Origin of the sequence: Nocardioides sp. NBC_00850 (assembly GCF_045207335.1) — a bacterium.
Taxonomy (GTDB): Bacteria; Actinomycetota; Actinomycetes; order Propionibacteriales; family Nocardioidaceae; genus Nocardioides.
In genome coordinates, this window is the sequence record NZ_CP108845.1 from 4554711 (window position 1) to 4572173 (window position 17463).

The window sequence follows — 17463 nt, forward strand, 5'->3', positions numbered from 1 at the left end:
TCGATTTCACACGGTTTGTGTCAATTTCGAACGGCTTGTCGAAACCCGAGCTCATCGTAGGTGAAGCGCGCGGCGCCGAGGCGCAGGTTCGATGAAGTCGTACTCCCTTGACCTCAAGTCGGCTTCATCTTCGAGCATGGAGGCACACCGACGAGAGATGGAGCTGGACCATGACGGAACACAACGACCGCCCGGCCGTGACCGTGATCGGGATGGGCAACATGGGATCGGCGGTCGCCCGGGCATACCTCGAACGCGGCTACCGGACCACGGTCTGGAACAGGACGGCCGACAAGGCCGAGGCGCTCGCCGACGCGGGAGCGGTCGTCGCCTCCACCGCCGCGAAGGCGGTGGCGGCCAGCCCGCTGACGATCCTCAGCCTGCTGGACAACACCGCGGTCGAGGACGTCCTGGAGTCGGTCGGGCAGGCAGCAGCCGGCCACACCCTGGTCAGCCTGACCAGCGGCTCCCCCGCTCAGGCGCGGGCCAACGAGAGCTGGGCGGCCGAGCACGGCGCGGCGTACGTCGACGGGAAGTTCATGGGAGACCCGCCCGATGTCGGCACACCCAAGGTGTCCCTGGCCTTCAGCGGGGACCGCGACGCCTTCGAGACCGCCGAGCCGGCGCTGCGGGAGCTCGGCACAGTCCTCTACCACGGGCCCGACGCCGGGTTCGCGGCCGTCGAGTTCAACGCCCAGGTCGCGATGGGCTACGAGTTCCTGATCGGCTTCCTGCACACCCTCAACCTGGTGGAGAGGGAGGGCATGGACCTCGAGGCGTTCACCGAGCGGCTCGCCGGTTCGCTGAACGGCTACGCCGGCCTGCTGACCATGATGGCCGGAGCGATCAAGGGCGGCACGTACGGCCCCGACCTCGGCTCGCTCGACGTCCAGGCGGCCCTCATGGACGACCTGATCGGGCACCGGGAGTCGACCGGTGTCGAGGCCGTACGGATGCGGGAGGTGAAGTCGCTGATGGACCGCCGGATCGCCCAGGGTCACGGCGATCAGGGGTTCTCCAGCATGTATGAGCTGCTACGCCCCTGACGCCTGTGCCTCCCAGGCGGCGACCTCTGCCTCCGAGCGCAGCACGCAGAGCTGGTTGCCCTCGGGATCGGCGAAGATCACCCAGCCGGTCCCGGGGCCGTACTTCCCGCGGTGGTCGGCGATCTGGGTCGCGCCGAGCTCGAGGAGCCGGTCGACCTCCTCGTCGCGGGTGCCGGTGCGCGGGCGCAGATCGAGATGGATCCGCTTGGCGGGCAGCTCCTCACCGGGCACCTCGATGAACAGCAGCCGGTGACCGGTCTCCGGGTCGAGGATCATGCACTCCTCGTGACCGGGGAGGTTCGGGTCACCCTCCACGTCGACGTAGCCGAGCAGAGCCTTCCACCACTCCGAGAGTGCGTACGCGTCGTGGCAGTCGATGGTGGTGTGCGAGACGAAGAGGGTCATGCCCACATCGAAACCTAAGCGCGCACCCGAGTCCACCGGGTTTTGGGCCTCAGGCGGGCTCGACGACCTTCTCGTCGATGAACTGCGGGAGCAGCTCGATGGCGATGGGCGCCGCGGCGTCGATCTTCTCCTGCGGCACGTCACAGATCCGCAGGCAGGTGGCGGCGATCGCCCAGGCCTCGCGGCACGGGATCCGACGGTTCGGGTCCTCGGTGCGCATGTTGATCACGCCCTCGACCTGCTGGATGAGCAGGTCACCCAGCTGCTTGCGGCTGACCGTCGAGCGGACCGTCTTCGAGGCGATCTCGCCGGCCAGGTGTGCGTAGTGGCCGGCCAGCTCCGCGTGCTCGTTGCGGAACTCGTCGTAGACCTCGCACTTGGCCACGTCGGGGAGCTGGTAGAGCATGCCGACGTTGTGCGGCACGTCGGCGAGGGTGCGTACGTCGACGAGGACCAGCAGGTAGAGCGCGGTCTCGTAGTCGAGCGGCGGCACCCGGTCGAGGATCTTCTCGACCTTGTCCGTGGTCGGTCGCACCGACCGGCGGAGCAGCTCGCCGAGGATCTCGTCCTTCCCCGCGAAGTGGTAGTAGAGGGACGCCTGGCGGATGCCGACCATGTCGGCGATCTCGCGGGTAGACGTCGCCGCGAAACCCTGGGAGACGAACAGCCGCGAAGCGGCATCCAGGATCTGGTCGCGCGGTGAGGTCGTACCTGAATCGGGAACATGCCTAGGGCGGCCGGGCCGAGAACGCCTAGTTGTCATGTTGCCCATCTAACTCCCATCCAGACTTTCAAGGAAGACTTGAAAGGACTTTATCCTCTACAAAATATGAGTCATAGGACCTATTGGACATAGTTCGATCGGGCTATGTCCACGATGTGCGTGTTTGCGCCTGTCAGTACCCGGACGCATACGCCGGAAGCCCCCATGTACGGCTGAGCACCGGGTCGCGCCACTTGGTTCGGCGCTGTCATCCGGCTGTTACCCGCCGTCAGAGGGGCTAACGACGATGTGGGTGACAGGTCACGCATCTGTTGGACATTCGTGTAACGCCTGTGGCGACCGCCACATGATCTTCGACCGACCCGCTCGACTTACTCGTGCTTAGATCCTCCCCATGATCCGCCGGACCGCGCCCGCCACCGTCCTTCTGGCCCTTGTCGTCGTCCTCATGGCCGGCCCGGCAGTCGGCCCGGCGGCCGGCGCGGCCATGCCGCCGAACCCGTACGCCGGCCCGGACGGCACCTGGAACATGCACGGCGACGCCGGGGCGTCCGACACGACTCCGTTCGAGGGACCGGGAGCCGACCCCTCCCCCGCACAACCGGCGCCGCTGCCCGCGGTGTGCCCGACGATCCTCAGCGGAGCCGACGGCATGGTGCAGGCGCTGTGCACCGAGTACATCGACCGGGCGCCCAGCCTCTATCTGCTCGACCCCACCACGCTGCTCCCGGTCGCCCGGCGCCATCTCTCGGCCGGCTCGCTCCTCGGCGGCGTCTATGCCTACGTCGACAACGAGTCGCGACTCGTCACCGTGGACGGATCCGGCTCCCTGCTCTGGCTGGCGCACTCCCGGTCCGGCCTCCGCTGGTCGATCGACGTGGAGCGCGAGGTGCCACTGACCCTGCCGGAGGGCGACGCGGTCACCACCGTCGGACCGGGCTACGACTCCAACGTCTGGTTCGCGACCGCCCAGGGCCGCGCCGGGTACGTCACGCCCGACGGCGACGTCGTCATCGCGAGCCTCGGCGCCGGCGACGAGAAGGTCGCCAACTCCATCTCCAGCGCCCCCAGCGGGGTCGCGGTGACGACCGACCACGCGACGTACCTCCTGCGTGCGGGCGGCGACGGCGTGCGGACCGTCTGGCGGCAGCCCTATGACCGCGGAGAAGCCCGCAAGCCCGGACAGCTCAGCCACGGCAGCGGGTCGACGCCGACGTTCTTCGGCAAGCGCACGGGGGCAGAGTTCGTGGTGATCACCGACAACGCCGCCCCGCGCGAGAACCTCCTCGTCTACCGGGCGCGGGACGGACGGGAGGTCTGCCAGCTCCCGATCCTCACCGAGGAGAGCAGCGGCACCGAGAACTCCCCCGTGGCCTGGGGAAACTCCGTCTACATCGCCAGCACCTACGGCTACCCCTACCCCGCACAGGCGACCGAGGACGCTGGCGAGTCCATCCCGGCAAAGGCCGACTTCGCCGGCGGCATGGAGCGCACCGACGTCGACGAGCGCTCCGGCGCCTGTGAGTCGGTCTGGCGCAACGAGGTGCCCTCGGCCGCGGTCCCCCGGCTCTCCCGCGGCGAGGACGTCCTCTACACCGTCACCCGACGCGGCAGCGGGCTGACCTGGCGCCTGGCCCGGATCGACCCGGCCGACGGCCAGATCCTCTCCGAGACCTTCCTCGGCCTCGGGCCGCTGGCCAACACGCTGCAGATGGTCGGCACGATCCTCCCCGACGGCACCCTGCTCCAGGGCACGCTCGCCGGCCTGGTCGCCGTGCGGCGCTGAGGCGACTCTCACGCGGACAACGACAGATCGCGGCCCAGACGCGGCCTAGGATCATTCCGTGGGGAAACAGCAGACGACGTGCCGGCGTGACGAGGACCTGACCGGGCAGCTCGGCACCAGGCTGCGGCACTTCATGCATCTGGAGTCGACGAGCGCCACATTGCTGGTGATCGCCTCGCTGCTGGCGCTGGCCTGGGCCAACTCGCCGTGGTCGGACAGCTACGAGCACCTGTGGGAGACGGTGTTCTCGGTCCGGTTCGGGGACGTCGGCCTCTCGATGAACCTGCACCACTGGGTCAACGACGGCCTGATGGTGGTCTTCTTCTTCGTCGTCGGCCTGGAGGTACGCCGCGAGCTCGCCGTCGGCGAGCTCACCGACCGCCGCCGCATGGTGGTGCCACTGATCGCCGGTGCGGGCGGCCTGCTGCTGCCGGCCCTGATCTACCTGCTGCTGAACCCCTCCGGTGAGGCGGCGCGCGGGTGGGGCATCGTGATCGGCACCGACACCGCGTTCCTGCTCGGCATGCTGGCGCTGGTCGGGCCTGCGGTCTCGACCCAGCTGCGCATCTTCCTGCTCACGCTCACCGTCATCGACGACATCGTCGCGGTCAGCGTGATCGGGGTCGCCTACACCGAGAATCTCGAGGTGGGCCCGCTGGTCGTGGCCGGGCTGGCCCTGGTCGGGATCTTCGTGCTCGACCGGGTCAAGGTATGGCGGGCCGGGCCCTACGTACTGCTCGTCCTGATCGCCTGGGTGGCCACGCTCGGCGCCGGGCTGCATGCCTCGATCGCCGGGATGCTGGCCGGCCTCTTGGTGCCGGCCGCTGAGCCGACCCGGGCCCAGATGGAGGTCGCGACCTCGCGGTTCCGGGCTTTCCGGCAGTCGCCGCTGCCCACGCTGCAGCGCGAGACCCGCGACGAGCTGACCCGCACGATCTCGGTCAACGAGCGGCTCCAGGAGACGCTGCACGTACCGACGAGCTATCTCATCGTGCCGGTCTTCGCGCTCGCCAACGCGGGCGTCGACCTGCGCAACGGGGTGCTCGGCGAGGCGCTGAGCTCGCCGGTGACCTGGGGCGTCGTGGCCGGCCTGGTCCTGGGCAAGACGCTCGGCATCGGCGGCGGCGCGCTCGTGGCCACGCGGCTGCGGCTCGGAAGGCTGCCCCAGGGCGTCGGTGGCGGCCACGTTCTCGGCGGCGCGGCGCTGTCCGGCATCGGCTTCACCGTCGCACTGCTGATCACCACCCTCGCCTTCGACTCCGAGACGCTGCAGCGCGACGCGATCGTCGGCGTACTCCTCTCCGTAGTGCTCGCCTCCGCGCTCGGCTGGGTGATCTTCCAGCTCGCCGCGCGCTTCCTCGGGCAGCGGGACGCGGCCCTGCCGAAGCTGCTCTCTCCCGAGGTCGACCCGGAGCGCGACCACATCTACGGCGCCGAGGACGCCGAGGTCACCCTGGTCGAGTACCTCGACTACGAGTGCCCCTTCTGCGCCCGTGCCACCGGCACCGCCAACGAGGTCCGGGACTACTTCGGGCCCCGGATCCGCTACGTCGTACGCCACCTGCCCCTCACCCAGCACCCGCATGCCGAGCTGGCTGCCGTCGCCGCCGAGGCCGCCGCCCGGCAGGGCAAGTTCTGGGAGATGCACAAGCACCTCTTCGAGCATCAGAACGAACTCGAGCACCAGGACCTGGCGGGCTACGCCGGCCTCCTCGGGCTCGACGTCGAGCAGTTCCTCCGCGACCTCGAGGACCCGGCGCTGGCCGAGCACGTCCGCGAGGACATGGCCTCGGCCAACGCCAGCGGCGCCCGCGGCACCCCGACGTTCTTCGTCGGCTCACACCGCCACGAGGGCCGCTACGACGCCCGCACCCTCATCGCCGCGCTCGAGCGCTCTGCCACCGGGGAGACCGCTCGGCTCGGGATCCGATCGCGCCGTTAGGCCTCCGGGGTCGGCTCCTCCTCGGCATCCGCGGGCGCCTCGTCCCGCTGCGGCCGCCAGAACGCGGCGAGGAGGAGGGCGGTGCCGAGGACGCCGGCGCCGAGCGCGACCGCGCCGCCGACCCAGCCGTCGTAGACGATGTCGAGGGCCGAGTCGAGCGAGATCGTCCCGGGTCCGGTGACACCGAGCACGACCGCGACGACAGCCAGGATCATGACGTACTCCCAGCCGTCCTTGAAGATGAAGAATCCGTTGGGGCGGTGCGCGAGCAACGCAGCCACGAGCATCACCGAGACGACGGCGGCCGCTGCCAGCGGCGTGATCAGGCCCAGGATCAACAGCACGCCGGCACCGATCTCGGTCACCACGCTGGCCCACGCCTGCATGGTGCCGTGGCGCAGGCCGAGACTCTCGAACCAGCCCGCGGTGCCGGCGATCTTGCCGCCTCCGCGCCAGTGGTTGACGCCGTGGGCGATCATCGTGCCACCCACCGCGAGCCGGAGAAGCATCAGAGCCAGGTCGACGGGGTCCATCACAGAATTCCTCGGTGTTGTGGGGTTGGAGTGGCCCACCCTAGGAGGAGTCCGGTCATGATGCGCGCAGCGACGCCGTAGGCTCACCCGAATGCTGCTGCTCGGAGTCGTTCTCGCCCTGGGCTCAGCGATCGCCCACGCTGCCTGGAACACGGCCTCGAAGACCATCGCGCCGGCAGGAAGACCGGCGCTGTGGGCGGTGGCGATCGTGGAGAGCTGCCTGGTCGTCACGGTCACCGCGGTGGTGATGATCGTGCGTGGGCACGGCATCGCGTTGTCGTGGGAGCTCCTCCTGCTCTCGCTCGGCAGCACCACGATGCACGCACTGACCATGGGCCTGGTCCAGGTCGCCTACCGGGACTTCGACGTCAGCCAGATCTACCCGCTGTCCCGCGGCCTGGCCCCGGTCGTGGTGGCGCTCACCGGCATGGTGGTGCTCGGGCAGTGGCTGAGCTGGACGCAGTGGGTTGGCGTACTCCTGATGGCGGCGGCGGTCGGGGCGCTGCTGTTCGAGACCGTCCGCACCCGGGGCTCGCTGCAGGCGAAGCCACTGCTGTGGTCGGCCTGCATCGCCGTATCGATCGCCGGCTACACGACCTACGACGGCTGGGTGGTCGTCGAGCGCGGCCTCGACCCGATCGCCTACTACGCGGTCGGCACGGTCATCCAGGTGGTGCTGTGGAGCGTGATCGTCCACGGGAAGTACGCCGAGGGACTGCGCCAGGCCAGGACCCACGCGCGGACCGTGGCCGTGCTCGCGGTGCTGATCCCCACCTCGTACGTCCTCAGCCTCTACGCCACCCTGCATGCCCCGGTGTCGCTGGTGGCCGCGGTGCGCAGCTCGAGCCTGATCTGGGTCGCACTGTCGGCGGCCCTGGTGCTGCGCGAGCCGATCGGGAGGGTACGCGTCGCCGCGACGATCCTCGCCGCGGCGGCCGTGGTCGCGATGGTGGTCTGAGCCCTACGCCTTCGGCGCGAGCAGCATCGGCATCAGCCCGACGACCTGGTTGCGCAGGTCGTCCAGGGCGCCGTCGCGACCGTTGAGGTGGCCCAGCAGCGCCTGCTGGAAGATGCCGTCGAACATCCCGTAGGCCACCGGGGCCGCGATCGCGGGCTCGGTGCCGGCGAGCTCGGCGTAGCGGTTCACGACGCGCGCGATCATGTCCTCCAGGCTCTGGTCGATCTGGGTGACCGCCTCGCGCAGACTCTCCTCGAACATGGACTGCGAGCGCAGGTCGTACCAGAGCCGGTGCATCGGCGCTTCCTCGACGATCGTCTCGACGAGCTTGTCGCCGAAGCGGACCACGAGGTCATCGGGAGAGGTCGCCTCGGCGACGACACCGTCGTAGCGATGGACGCAGGTCTGCTTGTAGTAGCGCACGCAGTAGACGATCAGCTCGAGCTTGTCGTTGAAGTAGTAGTGCACGACGCCGTGGCTGAACTCGGAGTTGTTGGCGATCTCCCGCAGGCTGGCGCGGGCGTAGCCCAGCTCCCCCAACGTACGCAGCGCCGACTCGGCGAGCGTCTTGCGGCGTTCGTCGTGCTTGTCGGCAGGCGTGCGGCGAGGCGACTTGGGTGCGGCGACCTGGGTCATGGGCGGCAACGATACCCCCTCCCGTGCGTCGTTCGATGCCATCCGGACCATTTTCTAGTCAATCGTCAAGAGAAATCTTGACACTCGTCAAGATTCGCGATTGTCTGTGAGCCCGATCACAGCGACGAAGGAGTCACAGATGACCGATCTGAGTGGACGCACAGCACTCGTCACCGGCGGTGCCCAAGGCTTGGGCGAGGGAATGGCCCGAGCGCTCGCGGCGGCCGGCGCCAAGGTGGCCGTCGCTGACCTGAAGGACGACCAGGGCGCCAAGGTGGCCGAGTCCATCGGCGGCACCTTCGTGCACCTCGACGTCACCGACGACGCCTCCTGGGAGGCGGGCGCGGCCGCCGCGGTCGACGCGCTCGGCGGACTCGACATCCTGGTCAACAACGCCGGCGTCGAGATCACCAGCCTGGTCACCGAGCTCGACCCGAACGACGTGAAGAAGATGCTCGAGGTCAACGTGCTCGGCACCGCCCTCGGCCTCAAGCACGGGCTCCGTACGATGCGGCCCGACGGCGCCGCCGGCAACGGAGGCGTGATCGTCAACGTCGCCTCGGTCGCGGCCACCATCGCCTTCCCCGGCATCTCGGTCTACTCGGCCACCAAGAGCGCCGTCGACCGGCTGACCCGCGTGGCGGCGATGGAGAGCGGCAAGCTCGGCTACGGCGTACGCGTCAACTGCATCTACCCCGGGCTGGTCCCGACCGAGATGGGTGCCGGGCTGGCCAACGACGTCGCCCAGCTCGGTCTCTTCGAGTCTCCGGAGGCGGCCGTCGGCGGCGTCGTCGAGCTGACCCCGTCGGGACGCCTCGGCACGGTCGAGGACATGGCAAACGCGGTCGTCTTCCTGGCCTCCGACCAGGCGGCCTTCGTCAACGGAGTCGGCCTCGCGGTCGACGGCGGAATGGGGATGTGAAAATGAGCGAGAACAAGCCTGTCGTCGTCTACGGCGCCTCCGGCTACACCGGCCGACTGGTGTGCGAATACCTGCGCGAGCTCGGTGTGCCGTTCGTGGCCGCCGGCCGCTCCAAGGACAAGCTGGTCGCCTCGATGGCCGCCAACGTGCCCGGCATCGAGACCGCCGACTACGAGATCGCCGAGGTCGAGCACTCCGTCGAGGCGCTCACCGACCTGCTCACCGGCGCGCGTGTCGTGCTCAACACCGTCGGGCCGTTCTCGACGTACGGCCCCCAGGTCGTGGAGGCCGCACTGGCCGCCGGTGTTCACTACACCGACACCACCGGCGAGCAGGACTGGCTGATCACCTGCGACGAGACGTACAGCGAGGGCTTCGCCGAGAAGGGCCTGCTGCTCGCGCCGGGCATCGCGCAGATGTACACCACCGGCGAGATCGCGGCCGAGATCTGCCTCGAGCAGCCCGGCCTCGACACCCTCGACATCGCGGTCTTCTGGGGTGGCTCCCCCACGATCGCCTCGACCCGCACGATCCTGGTCAACGCGGCGACCTCGAAGGCGCACTACCTCGAGCAGAACGCGTACGTCGAGTTCGACCCCACCGCCGGGCTGGTCCCGCTGGTGGTGCCGGGCCAGCACGAGCTGGCGCTCTCGCTGCCGTGGGGCGGCACCTCGCACCCGGTCTGGTACCGCCGCGACCCGAAGGTGGCCAGCTGCAAGGCCCAGGGCGGCGTCTTCAACGCCGCGCTGATGAACGGGGTGCCGCAGATCGTGGCGGCCGCACTCGAGGCGACCAAGGACATGGACGCCGAGCAGCGCGACGAGGCACTGACCGCGACGGCGGCCCAGGTGATGAACCAGATGCCGCCACGCGAGAACCCGCGGCTCAACAAGTCGCTCGACTCGGTGCACGCCTCCGGCCCGCTGGGGCGCGCGCACTGCGTCATCCACGGCAACCAGAACTACAAGCAGACCGGCCTGCTGCAGGCGTACGTCGCCTACTCCCTGCTGCAGCAGCCGCCTCGCCGGGTGGGCTTCGCCTCGGGCTGCCAGGCTTTCGGTCACCGCGAGCTCCTCGGCCAGCTGCAGGCCTTCGGGCTGGTCTCGGAGCCGGTCGTGACCCGGCAGCGCGGCTGAGGGCGGCCCGATGCGGCTCGTCGACTATCTGGACAAGGGTGCCTCGCTCGGAGGCGACGCGCCCTGTCTCGTCTGCGGCGAGGACACCTGGTCGTACGCCGAGGTCGTCGATCTCTCGGTGCGCGTCGCCGCGGGCCTGCGGGCCCGCGGCGTCGCCCCGGGCGCGAAGGTCGCCATCCTCTCGGCCAACGACCCGGTCGCCTTCGCCTCCGTCTTCGGGATCAGTCGTGCCGGGGGCGTCTGGTGCCCGATCAACCCGCGCAGCGAGGCGGCGGAGAACCGGGAGCTCCTCGACCTCTTCGGCTGCTCGGCACTGATCTTCCAGTCGGCCTTCGCCGGCCTGGTCGACCAGATCCGCGGAGATCTCCCGGAGCTGACCACCCTGGTCTGTCTCGACGCGACCTATGACTGGGCGATCGGCTGGGACGACTTCCTCGGCTCTGCCGACGAGGTGTTCGAGCCGGCTGATGACATCGACGACCTCGCGATGGTCGTCGGCACCGGCGGGACCACCGGGCGCCCCAAGGGCGTCATGCTCACCGGCGCCAACCTGGAGACGATGTCGGCCATCACCCTGATGGCCTACCCGTGGCCGGGCGCGCCTGAACGTCCGACCTATCTCGCGCTCGCGCCGCTCACCCATGCCGCCGGGGTGCTCTGCTTCCCGGTGCTGTGCCTGGGCGGCAAGATCGTGGTGATGCGTACGCCGGACGTGGGTGCGTTCCTCGAGCACATCGAGCACCACCACGTCACCCACACGTTCCTGCCGCCGACGCTGATCTATCTGGTGCTGGACCACCCTGCGCTGAAGTCGACCGACCTCGACTCGCTGCGCTGCTTCTGGTACGGCGCGGCACCGATGTCGGCGACGCGCCTGGAGGAGGCGCTGACCCGGATCGGTCCGGTGATGGCGCAGCTCTTCGGTCAGACCGAGGCGCCGATGATGATCGCGACGATGGCGCCCGCCGACCACTTCCACGAGGACGGCACCGTCGCCACCGAGCGTCTCTCCTCGGCCGGTCGGCCAGCACCGCTGGTGACCGTGTCGATCATGGGCGAGCACGGCGCGCTGCTCGGCTCAGGTGAGCGTGGCGAGATCGTCGTACGCAGCTCGCTGGTCATGCGCGGCTACCTCGACAACCCCGAGGCAACCGCCGAAGCGAGCGCGCACGGCTGGCACCACACCGGCGACATCGGCTTCCTCGACGAGGACGGGTTCCTGCACATCGTCGACCGCGCCAAGGACATGGTGATCACCGGTGGTTTCAACGTCTACTCGACCGAGGTCGAGCAGGCGCTGATGACCCACCCCGCCGTCGCCGACTGCGCCGTGATCGGGCTTCCCGACGAGAAGTGGGGCGAGCGCGTCACCGCCGTCATCCTGCCCCGGCCCGGCGCCGAGGTCGACGTCGCCGAGCTCAAGGCGTACGTCAAGGAGCGGATCGGCGCGGTCAAGACCCCCAAGCAGATCGAGGTCTGGCCGGACCTGCCGCGTTCGAAGGTCGGCAAGGTGCTCAAGACCGAGATCAAGAAGAGCCTGACTCGGCCGTAAAGCACTCAGCCCGGGAACGAGGCGGGTTCGGCGGCGTACGCCACCATCCAGCTCGGCTCGATGGTGGCGTAGACGACGCCCGGTCCCTCCCAGGTCTGCGGGTCCGAGCCGTAGAACTCGGTGAAGTAGGCGTTGTGCTTCTCGAACTCCGGCCCCTCGGAGACCACGTGCGCGGTGCCGTGGGTGAAGACGCCGATGCGCTCCCCGTCGACGTGGGTCGCGCTGACGGCGGGGCGGGCGAGCATGTGCTTGGCCTTGATGGCGGTGGGAGAGGTCCCGAACAGCCAGCGACCGTGTACGAAGTGGCCGTCGACGCAGCTCGTCCGCGGCTCACCGCGGGCGGTCACGGTGGCCAACACGAGCACCTTCATGCCCGTCAGCTCGGTGACGAGCTGACGGGCGTTCAGGCGCTGGTCGTCGTTGACGATGCCGGTCAGATGGCCGCTCGCGCGGCCGATCGAGGCGTCCAGGAGGCGTTGCAGGTCGGCGATCTCTTCTTCTGTCTCGTGCACACGACGAGTCTCACACCGACGGCCACCGGGTCGCTTGACCGTTCTTGCGCGGCTATTCGATCGCGGCGGCGATCTCGGGCGGGATGGCGATCGACCCGGAGCCGTCGGCAGCGACGACCACGTAGACGACCGACACGGCGCAGGTGACGTCCTCGCCCCGGCGGAACTCGAACCCCAGCGTGAAGCTCTTGGTGCCGATCCGGGTGGTGCGCACCGGCACCTGGACGCGGTCGCCGAAGCCGATGCCGGCCTTCCAGTCCAGGTCGGCGTGGGCGAGGTGGGCGTCGACCCCCAGCTCCTTCCAGCGGGAGTAGGGCACCCCGCGGGCGTCGATGAAGTGGTTCATCGCCTCGTCGACGTAGCCGAGGTACCAGCTGTTGAACATCACCCCCTGCATGTCGACCTCGAAGTAGCGGGGCGTGAACTCGTAGACCGACGTCATGCGCGCTCCTTCGCGGGCAGGATCCGCCCGCTGACCTCGCCGAGCGCGATCCGGCCGCCGCCCGGCGCGGGCGCGGTGGCGGTGATGGTGACCTCGTCGCCGTCCTCCAGGAACGTACGCATCGACCCGTCGTCCAGCTTGAACGGCTCGGCCCCCGACCAGCTGAGCTCGAGCAGCGAACCGCGCTGGCCCGGCTCGGGGCCACTGATCGTGCCGCTGGCGAACAGGTCGCCGACGCGCAGCGACGCGCCGTTGGCGGTCATGTGCGCGAGCATCTGCGGGGCGGTCCAGTACATGGTGGCGTACGGCGGCTCGGCGACCAGCGAACCGTTGAGGCGCACCTCGAGGGCGAGGTCGAGGGCCCAGGGCTCCAGCGCCGAGTCGTCCAGGTAGCCGGCCAGCGGAACGTCTCGTTCCGGGGGCCGGACCCGGGCCGCCTCGAGTGCGGCGAGCGGGAGGACCCACGGCGAGATCGAGGTGGCGAACGACTTGCCGAGGAACGGGCCCAGCGGGACGTACTCCCAGGCCTGGATGTCGCGCGCCGACCAGTCGTTGAGCAGCGTGATCCCGAAGATGTGGTCGGCGGCCTCGGCGAGCGGGACGGGGTGGGCCATCTCGGAGCCGACGCCGACCACGAACCCCAGCTCGGCCTCGATGTCGAGCCGGATCGAGGGGCCGTCGACGATCCCGTCGGGCGTCTTCCGCAGCCCGGTCGGCCGGACGACGTCCGTGCCGGAGACGACGACCGTGCCGGAGCGGCCGTGGTAGCCGATCGGCAGGTGCTTCCAGTTGGGCGTCAGCGGCTCGGAGTCGGGGCGGAACATCTTCCCGACGTTGGACGCGTGGTGCTCGGAGGCGTAGAAGTCGACGTAGTCGGCCACCGTGAACGGCAGCAGCAGGTCGGCGTCGTCGATCGGCACCAGGTGCGGCCTGACCTCGGCCTCGCAGGCGGGGTCGCTGAGCAGCCGGGTCACCTCCGCGCGCACCTGCGCCCACACCTCCGGGCCCGAGGCGAGCAGGCCGTCGAGGCCACCCTCGCACTGCCCGGCCAGACCTTCGGCCGCCGCGGCGACGTCGAGCACCAGGTCACCGATCCGCACCCCGAGCCGCGGGGTGGAGTCCGCGGAGGTGCGGTAGGTGGCGTACGGGAGCGCCTCGAGGCCGAACCGACTGTTGTTGATGTCCAGCCACGACGTCACTTGCGGCCTCCCGCCCAGGTCCAGGCGTACTTGCCGTCGTCGACCGTGGCGCCGGCCTCACCGACCTCCAGGGGCCGGAAGGTGTCGACCATGACCGCGAGCTCGTCGAAGAACTCCGCGCCAAGGCTGCGCTCCATCGCGCCGGGCTGCGGCCCGTGGGCGTGGCCACCGGGGTGGAGGGTGATCGAGCCGATGCCGATCCCGGAGCCCTTGCGGGCCTCGTAGTCGCCACCGACGTAGAACATGACCTCGTCGGAGTCGACGTTGGAGTGGTAGTAGGGCACCGGCACCGCGAGCTCGTGGTAGTCCACCTTGCGGGGCACGAAGTTGCAGATCACGAAGTTGTTGCCCTCGAAGACCTGGTGGGCGGGCGGCGGCTGGTGGACCTTGCCGGTGATCGGCATGTAGTCGGCGATGTTGAAGACGTACGGGTAGAGGCAGCCGTCCCAGCCGACGACGTCGAACGGGTGGTGCGGGAGGACGTGGACCGAGCCGGCGATGCCGCCGGCGCCCGGGCCGCGGTGCTTGATGAAGACCTCAATTCCTTGGGCCTCCGCCTCGGTCGCGTCCACGGTCTGCGGGTCGGTCGGGAGCCGGAGGTCCCGCTCGCAGTACGGGGCGTGCTCGAGGAACTGGCCGAACCGGGAGAGGTAGCGCTTCGGCGGGGCGATGTGGGAGTTCGCCTCGATCGCGTAGACCCGCAGCGGAGCGTCGCCGCTCGGCACCCACCGGTGGGTGGTGGCACGCGGGATCACCACGTAGTCGCCCTCACCGACCTCCAGGTTGCCGAAGACGGTCTCGACGACCCCGGTCCCGGACTCGACGTAGACACACTCGTCGCCGATCGCGTTGCGGTAGAGCGGCGAGGTCTCCCCCGCCACCGCATAGTGAAGACGTACGTCGCCGTTGCCGAGCACCAGCCGGCGCCCGGTCACCGGGTCGTGACGCTTCCATTCCTCACCTGGGAAGAGGTCGTGAAGCCCGAGGTGCATCGGGCGCAGAGGATGGTTGGGGGTGGTGCCGTGGTCTGGCAACTCCCAGATGCGTACGTCCTTCACCGCCGAGGGGATGTGGCGGTGGTAGAGCAGGGAGGAGTCCGAGGAGAACCCTTCCTCGCCCATGAGCTCTTCGTAGTAGAGATTCCCTTCTCCGTCGCGGTGTTGGGTGTGCCGCTTGGGCGGGATGTGCCCGCGCTGTTGGTAATGCGCCATACCCCGGATCGTACGTGACCTGGACCACAGTGATCACGGGGGCCGAACGTCCTGAATTCGTCCCAGGTACCTCCCGGGGCATGCCTCCCTCCCCTAGGCTCCGGAGATGCCCTCCGACACCCCCGAGACCCTCTTCGTCGCACACGCGACGGGTCGTCTCCTGCATGTCCGGGCCTGCCCCCAGCTCCTCGGCCTCGACGCCCCGATCAGGGCCACCGCCGCGCAGATCGAGACGCTGGGCACGTGCGTTTGGTGCGCCAAGGAGCTCTCCGAGGCCGGCCGAAAATACTTCGACTCCGTCGAACAGGCCGTACGCACCCTCGACCCCTCCGACGACGCTGTCCGGGCTACCGAGGCGGCTCTGGGTGACGTCGACTATGAGCTCGTCTGGGTTCCGCCTAGCTATTCGCACATTGCTGTCGGGGACAAGGAACATGCGGTTGCTTGGATTGGGCGGGGTTGTGTGATGCATGAGGATGGGCGGCTCATCGACTTCGGTTGAGTCTGTTTTCACCCCTTGTTGCGGGCTGCTTCTTCTTGGTTGGCGTGGGCCGCCGACCCGTTCTTGGAGGGTCTTCTCGATCTGGACCGGCGTCAAGGACGCCCTTCGGGCGCCGGCTTCGCCGGCCGCTTCGCGGTCCTGGACTCCGGACCAGATCGAGAAAAGATTTGGCTGGCTATCGGGGCGGCGGCCCGGGTGTGGCGCAGCGGATCCTTGCCTGGGAAAGGTCAGGTTGAGGGGTGCGAGGGTGGCCCTTCGGGCCACTTACCATCCACAGATGCTAGGTCGTTCGCTCACCGCGAAAACCGTGGTTGACCTGGGAAAATAGATGGCCAGAGAAGGGCTGGAGGCGTAGAATCAGACCCATCACAGCACACCTCTGAAGGGGAAGATGGCGATGAGTCTCGGCCGCTCGATCGACCACTGGGGCACCAACCCAGGTGATGCGATCGACGCTGCCTTGAGGGCCATCGAGTCCGCCGTTCAGGAGCTGCTGGCCACCGATCCCGCCTATTGGCGCACGGGGCAGAAGAAGGATCTGCTGGAGCGGTTGGAGAAGCTCCAGGCCCAGCAGGCCGCCCTGAAACTCCGGGTACTCGCCACGGTCGGCGACATCGCCGAAGAGACCGGTGCCAAGGACGCCTCGGGGTGGATGCGGACCGAGCTCTTGGTCGACAAGGCCGTCGCCCGATCCCAGATCAAACTTGCCGCGAGTGTCGAGAAGTACGAGCTCGTCGCTGCTGGTCTGGCGGACGGTGTGGTGTCTCTGGACAAGGCCCGGGTGATCACCAAAGCGCTCGACAAGATCGGGGCTGATCCCGTCGCCAGCGCGGAGGATCTCGTGTTGGCCGAGAAGCTGCTGGTCGACTACGCCACCCGGTTGACCGCCAACGAACTCCGCATCGTCGGCAAACGCATCCTGGCCGAGATCGACCCCGTCCGGTTCGAAGACGCCGAAGCCAAAGCCCTCCTCGCCGAAGAAGAACGCGCCCACCAGAAGACCGCGCTACGGGTGTGGAACAACCACGACGGCACCATCGGCTTCGACGGCGTCCTCCCGACCTCGATCGGGATGCGGTTCAAGCGGCTGGTCGAGGCCTACGCCCAACCCCGCAATCAACAACTCATCGCCAAGGGTGCACCGCTGCCTCCCTGGGAGCGGCTGATGGGCCAGGGCTTCGTCCGGCTCCTGGAGACCGTGGATCCGGCCGCTCTGCCCCGCCACGGCGGCGACGCGACCACCATCAACGTGGTGATCAACCTCGAGGAACTCCGCAAAGACCTCGGCATCGCGACTCTGGGCTACGACGAGACCAACGGCACCACGATCAGCGCGGCGGAGGCCCGGAGGATGGCGTGCAACGCGACCATCATTCCCTGGGTGTTGGGCAGCGACAGCGAGGTCCTCGACGCCGGTCGAGGCAGCAGGTTCTTCCAACCCATCCAACGCAAAGCGATGCGGTTGCAGCAGAAGTGCTGCCAAGCCGAGGGCTGTGACATGCCACCGGAATGGTGCGACGCGCATCATCTAGAACCCTGGGCTGTCGGCGGGAAGACAGATCTCAAGGACGGGGCGCTGTTGTGCCCGCACCATCACCGCCTGGCGCACAACCCTGCCTACGTCCACGAGCGGCTACCCGACGGCACCATCCGGTTCACCCGCCGCCCCTAACCGGCTGCGCTGGAACCCTCTCGACTCCACACTCGCCGTTTCCCTGCTGATGGGAACACTTCCCCACCCCGGCGAAGGTTCCCCACGCTCCGGAGGATGGGGAACCTCCACGCCCAAGGGGAACTCTTCAGATCAGTGGGGAACTCGTCACCCTGCCGGCACCGAGCCGCCCGCGCACGACCAGCCACACCCCCAAGCCCGCACCCAACTGAATCCGCTGCGCCAAACCCTCGCCGCAACGAAGCGACGGTCACGTCCGCGCTCACCCACCGACCCCAACAACAG

General features: G+C 68.9%; 17 protein-coding genes. 9 read left to right on the plus strand and 8 right to left on the minus strand.

The genetic code is table 11. From position 1 onward, the window contains the following. The first annotated feature begins 170 nt into the window (after nucleotides 1-170). Nucleotides 171-1046 (plus strand): NAD(P)-dependent oxidoreductase, encoded by an 876-nt coding sequence (locus OH802_RS22155; RefSeq protein WP_406022141.1) that lies wholly within the window; start codon nucleotides 171-173, stop codon nucleotides 1044-1046. On the opposite strand, the gene OH802_RS22160 is transcribed toward OH802_RS22155, so the two are convergent. Both OH802_RS22160 and OH802_RS22165 read right to left on the minus strand, forming a co-directional pair. Next, on the minus strand, nucleotides 1035-1451 hold the full coding sequence (locus tag OH802_RS22160; protein ID WP_406022143.1) for a VOC family protein: 417 nt from the start codon (nucleotides 1449-1451) through the stop codon (nucleotides 1035-1037). The two genes, OH802_RS22155 and OH802_RS22160, sit on opposite strands and share 12 nt — an antisense overlap. 49 nt (nucleotides 1452-1500) lie before the next feature. After that, nucleotides 1501-2214, minus strand: a complete 714-nt coding sequence (locus OH802_RS22165; protein ID WP_406022145.1) for a TetR/AcrR family transcriptional regulator — start codon at nucleotides 2212-2214, stop codon at nucleotides 1501-1503. A 355-nt stretch (nucleotides 2215-2569) separates the two neighbouring features. Between OH802_RS22165 and OH802_RS22170 the strand changes: the two genes are divergently transcribed. Further along, nucleotides 2570-3961: a hypothetical protein gene (locus tag OH802_RS22170; protein ID WP_406022147.1), complete on the plus strand. Its 1392-nt coding sequence runs from the start codon at nucleotides 2570-2572 to the stop codon at nucleotides 3959-3961. Nucleotides 3962-4019: 58 nt separating this feature from the next. After that, on the plus strand, nucleotides 4020-5903 hold the full coding sequence (gene nhaA / locus OH802_RS22175) for a Na+/H+ antiporter NhaA (protein WP_406022149.1): 1884 nt from the start codon (nucleotides 4020-4022) through the stop codon (nucleotides 5901-5903). Here nhaA and OH802_RS22180 read toward each other — a convergent pair. Further along, entirely contained in the window at nucleotides 5900-6436 is a 537-nt protein-coding gene (locus OH802_RS22180) for a DoxX family protein (protein ID WP_406022151.1), read from the minus strand. The genes nhaA and OH802_RS22180 overlap by 4 nt on opposite strands. Before the next feature lie 91 nt (nucleotides 6437-6527). On the opposite strand from OH802_RS22180, the gene OH802_RS22185 reads away from it, so the two are divergent. Then, the gene (locus OH802_RS22185; RefSeq protein WP_406022153.1) at nucleotides 6528-7394 is read left to right on the plus strand and encodes a hypothetical protein; all 867 of its coding nucleotides are present in this window, start codon (nucleotides 6528-6530) and stop codon (nucleotides 7392-7394) included. A 3-nt stretch (nucleotides 7395-7397) separates the two neighbouring features. Here OH802_RS22185 and OH802_RS22190 read toward each other — a convergent pair whose 3' ends face one another. After that, the gene (locus tag OH802_RS22190; protein WP_406022155.1) at nucleotides 7398-8030 is read right to left on the minus strand and encodes a TetR/AcrR family transcriptional regulator; all 633 of its coding nucleotides are present in this window, start codon (nucleotides 8028-8030) and stop codon (nucleotides 7398-7400) included. A 139-nt stretch (nucleotides 8031-8169) separates the two neighbouring features. Here OH802_RS22190 and OH802_RS22195 point away from each other — a divergent pair, with 139 nt between their 5' ends. The 3 genes from OH802_RS22195 to OH802_RS22205 are packed head-to-tail and all read left to right on the plus strand — an operon-like array spanning nucleotide 8170 to nucleotide 11640. Next, complete coding sequence (locus OH802_RS22195; protein WP_355016987.1) at nucleotides 8170-8952, plus strand: SDR family oxidoreductase; 783 nt, start codon at nucleotides 8170-8172, stop codon at nucleotides 8950-8952. Between the two features lie 2 nt (nucleotides 8953-8954). Continuing rightward, nucleotides 8955-10088: a DUF5938 domain-containing protein gene (locus OH802_RS22200; protein WP_406022158.1), complete on the plus strand. Its 1134-nt coding sequence runs from the start codon at nucleotides 8955-8957 to the stop codon at nucleotides 10086-10088. Between the two features lie 10 nt (nucleotides 10089-10098). After that, on the plus strand, nucleotides 10099-11640 hold the full coding sequence (locus tag OH802_RS22205; protein ID WP_406022160.1) for an acyl-CoA synthetase: 1542 nt from the start codon (nucleotides 10099-10101) through the stop codon (nucleotides 11638-11640). Between the two features lie 5 nt (nucleotides 11641-11645). On the opposite strand, the gene OH802_RS22210 is transcribed toward OH802_RS22205, so the two are convergent. Genes OH802_RS22210 through OH802_RS22225 form a run of 4 tightly spaced genes read right to left on the minus strand, consistent with a single transcriptional unit; the run spans nucleotide 11646 to nucleotide 15004 of the window. Beyond that, nucleotides 11646-12152, minus strand: a complete 507-nt coding sequence (locus tag OH802_RS22210) for a pyridoxamine 5'-phosphate oxidase family protein (protein ID WP_406022162.1) — start codon at nucleotides 12150-12152, stop codon at nucleotides 11646-11648. Nucleotides 12153-12204: 52 nt separating this feature from the next. After that, entirely contained in the window at nucleotides 12205-12594 is a 390-nt protein-coding gene (locus OH802_RS22215; RefSeq protein ID WP_406022164.1) for an acyl-CoA thioesterase, read from the minus strand. Then, complete coding sequence (fahA, locus tag OH802_RS22220) at nucleotides 12591-13793, minus strand: fumarylacetoacetase (protein WP_406022166.1); 1203 nt, start codon at nucleotides 13791-13793, stop codon at nucleotides 12591-12593. Before fahA ends, OH802_RS22215 begins: the two co-directional genes overlap by 4 nt. After that, nucleotides 13790-15004: a homogentisate 1,2-dioxygenase gene (locus OH802_RS22225; RefSeq protein ID WP_406022168.1), complete on the minus strand. Its 1215-nt coding sequence runs from the start codon at nucleotides 15002-15004 to the stop codon at nucleotides 13790-13792. Before OH802_RS22225 ends, fahA begins: the two co-directional genes overlap by 4 nt. Before the next feature lie 106 nt (nucleotides 15005-15110). Between OH802_RS22225 and OH802_RS22230 the strand changes: the two genes are divergently transcribed. Then, complete coding sequence (locus OH802_RS22230; RefSeq protein WP_406022170.1) at nucleotides 15111-15506, plus strand: hypothetical protein; 396 nt, start codon at nucleotides 15111-15113, stop codon at nucleotides 15504-15506. Between the two features lie 397 nt (nucleotides 15507-15903). After that, nucleotides 15904-17178, plus strand: a complete 1275-nt coding sequence (locus OH802_RS22235; RefSeq protein WP_406022172.1) for a DUF222 domain-containing protein — start codon at nucleotides 15904-15906, stop codon at nucleotides 17176-17178. Nucleotides 17179-17463: the final 285 nt, after the last annotated feature.